Source organism: Stenoxybacter acetivorans DSM 19021, from assembly GCF_000745895.1.
Lineage (GTDB): Bacteria > Pseudomonadota > Gammaproteobacteria > Burkholderiales > Neisseriaceae > Stenoxybacter > Stenoxybacter acetivorans.
The window spans coordinates 4393-8186 of sequence record NZ_KN050775.1; the positions used below are offsets into that span (position 1 = coordinate 4393).

Annotated in this window: 3 protein-coding genes and 1 pseudogene; all 4 read left to right on the plus strand. The window is 40.2% G+C overall.

What is annotated here, in order from left to right:
- The coding region (locus Q384_RS12365) for a hypothetical protein (protein WP_037588703.1) at window positions 1–210 on the plus strand (210 nt) is incomplete at its 5' end.
- A 221-nt stretch (window positions 211–431) separates the two neighbouring features.
- On the plus strand, window positions 432–1142 hold the full coding sequence (locus Q384_RS12370; protein ID WP_037588705.1) for a hypothetical protein: 711 nt from the start codon (window positions 432–434) through the stop codon (window positions 1140–1142).
- Between the two features lie 37 nt (window positions 1143–1179).
- Window positions 1180–2103, plus strand: coding sequence for an alpha/beta hydrolase family protein (locus Q384_RS12800; protein WP_051941049.1), 924 nt, complete (start codon window positions 1180–1182; stop codon window positions 2101–2103).
- A pseudogene (locus Q384_RS12380) lies at window positions 2051–3794 on the plus strand (hypothetical protein); the annotation flags it as partial. The gene Q384_RS12800 and the pseudogene Q384_RS12380, both read left to right, overlap by 53 nt.

Genomic DNA, 3794 nt, shown 5'->3' on the forward strand with positions numbered 1-3794 from the left:
GACAGTTATTATTTGTTTAACAGTTTCTTAAGCAAAAGCAGCAGCGGCAAAACCACCATTACGGATATTGATTTAAACGGCAGTTTATACAGCAATAATCGGCTGCTTTCAGGCAGCCTTTTTGTTGTTTTGAATGAGGAAAAAGGTGTGAATTGGTGGGTGTGTAAAAGTCCTGCTTCAGCGTTGTACATCTGGAATAAAGAAGAGTAGCATAGTACAAAATTTAAAATAGCACTACATTATCTAACAAAGGAAAAGATGATGTGCTTGATAAACCAAATTTTATCAGACAGGCTACCCGAAAGCATGGGGAAGAAAATCTATGCTTTCAGGCAGCCTGCTTGTGTTTAAAGAAAAGAGGCTGATGGTTGCAATAGCTCTGTTTGATTTTAATTTGATGCCAAAAAAGGCAAATTAGAGAGTAAAAAATAATGACATTGATTTTTTTAAAAATGGTGGCTGCTTTTTTTGGCTGCATCATCGTATTTGTGCTGATTGCATATATTGTCGGCAGCATATCAAAAGTATGGTGCGGTATATTGACATTTTTTATATTGTTTGGTCTTATGTTTGGGCATGATATTTATGTTATTCGGCAATTTAATCATTTGTGCTCCAGCGCAGGGGATTATATTTACCGAAAAGAAAAGGTTGATGGATTTTATCGGCTAAGAACCAATTATCAAGTAACTTCGTTCACATTTGATGATATCGCAAAAAGTTATTTAAACCAGGGATATTCGTACATTGAAGCTAAAGAATTTACCGGAGAACGATTGGCTACTGGGCGTTGGACAGCTGGAGAGTATGTTTTTTATCGATTTTCTTATGATAAAAATGGAAATTTTAAAAAAGAGCGTATTCCGGAATTGAAAAGCGATTATGAGTACAGTAGTGAAGTCAATATACGGGTTTCTGAGTACATTGATAAATCGGAAGAATATGTTAAAAACAGACATACAGGAGAATTATTGGGTGTATCACGCGATTTTATAGCTTTAGGAGGTAAATTTATGGGTTATTTCTTTCGAGACGAAAATGGACATGCGTACATGGGTACTGGAAATGATTGTCATATAAAAGTAGATATAAGTAAAAGCCTACCAGAAGCAGTGCTTATTCCTAATAAATCATTGCATTAACTTTTTAAGTTTTTTAATTTTAACAAGGATTAAAATCATGAATATTCAAGACCTTTCTCAATATACTTTATTGATGCAAGCTTCTTATGCTTATCTTGATAAATTTAAAGATGAAAGTGGATCATATAAAGAAGGTGAAGTTCAAGCTGCCCTTAGAGGTGAGAAAAAAGGTGATTTTGCCGAAAAACAAGCAGAAAATTTTGTCAAAAATTATGAAGTCATCAGTCACCAACCCAATCAAACCAGCGGTTTTTCTGCCACTATTTTTAGAGATAAAGAAAGTGGTGAAAATATTTTCTCTATTCGCGGTACAGAGCCAAATATTTCTTGGAAAAATTGGATAAATAAAGATGAGCCTGTTTTTGATCCTGATATTCAAGCGGATATTGGCGATATTGGTTTTAACGGAATTGCATTAGAACAAGCCGTTGATATGTTCAATTACTATCAACGGGTAACTGCTGTTAAAGGGCAAAAAATCTTGCAGCTTAAATGTGAAGAAAGCTGGCTTGCGTGGTTAAGCGTTATTCCCGGTCCGGTGGGCATGCTCGGTAAGTTTGCTGATTGGATGCTGGAAACCGTTACCTCTGAAGAAGTGATCGCTACCGAAACGGGGGAATTAGCCAATCAAGAATTTACTGTTGTCGGACACAGTTTAGGCGGACATCTTGCTACGATTCTAAGCAGAATAGCGGGCAGTCAAGCCAAAGCGGTTTATACGGTAAACGCCCCCGGATTTGATACCGATTTTGTTCCATTGAGCGATCAAACGGAAGCTTTTTTTGGAAATATCCAAGCGATGTTGGTTAATGCAGGGTTGCCGGTGCACATGGACAGTTATTTTGAAGCAGACAAAATGACACACATGGTTACGAAAAGCAACGAGGCGAATGATGTTATTTCTATGATTGGTACAATACCGGGCGAACAGTCTGGCAATCTATGCCGATGTCCCCGATGAAGGGAAAGCTCATTCATGTAAAATTCTAGCGGATTCATTGGCTGTGCAGGTATTGTGTGTTGAATTGGATAATCAATTGGATTTATCTGCTTTATATCAATTATTCAGTGCAGTGGCTGTTAACGCTGCTGCGATGCTGGATGATTTACGCTTTTTGATTTTAGGTGATAACATCAGCCGTACTTTAAATGATGACAGCGAAGACTTTTATACAAATTTATATGATTTACAAAAATCACAAAACTATCAAAATCTGAAAGGCAGTGTTGAATTTCAAATTACCAACACCAGTATTGCCGAACAAGATAATGATGCTGCATTGGCACACCGCTATGCTTTAGCCGAACTCAATACTTTTGCGCTTATTGGTGCAGATTATTCTCAGTACAATACCAACGGAAAATTGGATTTGTACGATAGTGCAACAGGAACAGGACAAATCACAGGACAAATCACAGAACAATGGCTGGCAGACAGAAATACATTTTTATCTGTTAAAAATATTCTTGATAAATATGATTTAGATTATCATAAAGAATTTAATTTTAACTATAACGGTGTTAATGAAGAATCAAGTAAATATCCCGAATTAAATCAATTCAAAAATCAGAATTTAAAAATGACCGATGCCAATACGGGAATATCCATCGAACTTATCGGTAGCGGTATGCAGAAAACCATTCAATTCGATGACAGCAACAGCAATATCCTCAACGGTACATCAGATACCGACCGCTTATACGGCGGTTTAGGCAACGATATATTGGTCAGCAACGGCGGCAACGATTATCTTGAAGGCGGCATTGGCAACGACACTTACAAACTGATGAATGATCGGCATCTTTCCACTATTTTGGATACAGACGGCGACGGTTGGATTGAAGTCAACGGCTCTTCATTGCAAGGAAAAACCTTTTGGCAATTAAGCCAAGTGATTTTGGGTCAGCCCGTTACCAATATTTATTATACCGAACAAGAAGAATACCGATTATTAAAACAATCCGATCAAGATTGGTTATTATCGGTAAAAGTTGATAACAACTATCAAGACATCGCCGTATTGCAAGATTGGAAGAGCGGCGAATTAAGCATCACCCTCAGCGACGAAACCGCACCCGAACCACCGCTTGACCCCAGTCTGCCGCCCAGCGGCGAGGACAAACACGGCTTTGATCTTAACCATTTCCTCGGACTCAGCAACCAGTATTTTGCCTACGATGCGATGAATGCTCCCAATGGTGTCAAAGTGCGCGGTTCGGATAAAACTACGTCCAGCTTTATGGGCAGCCAACAAGACGATATTTATTACACCGGCGATGCCCCCGGACACGTGGTGCTGACCCGCGACGGCGCGGATAAAGTCTATGGCGGCACCGGCAGAGAATATGTACTTGCCGACAGCGACACCGTAACCGGTTGGATCGACACCGTTTACGGCGGCGGCGGTGTGGACATCATCATGGGCGGTGGCGGCGGCGATTATTTATATGGCAACGACAGCAGTGAAACTTATAAAACAACCACCGCCGACAGCGGCAAAGAAGGCGATTGGCTGGGTGGGCAGCACGGCAATGATTGGCTCTATGGCAGCGAGCGGCGCGATATGCTGTTCGGCGGCGACGGACGAGACCACATATTGGCAGGTGCAGGCAATGATTTGATATTGGGTGACGCCAATTACACCGCCAATC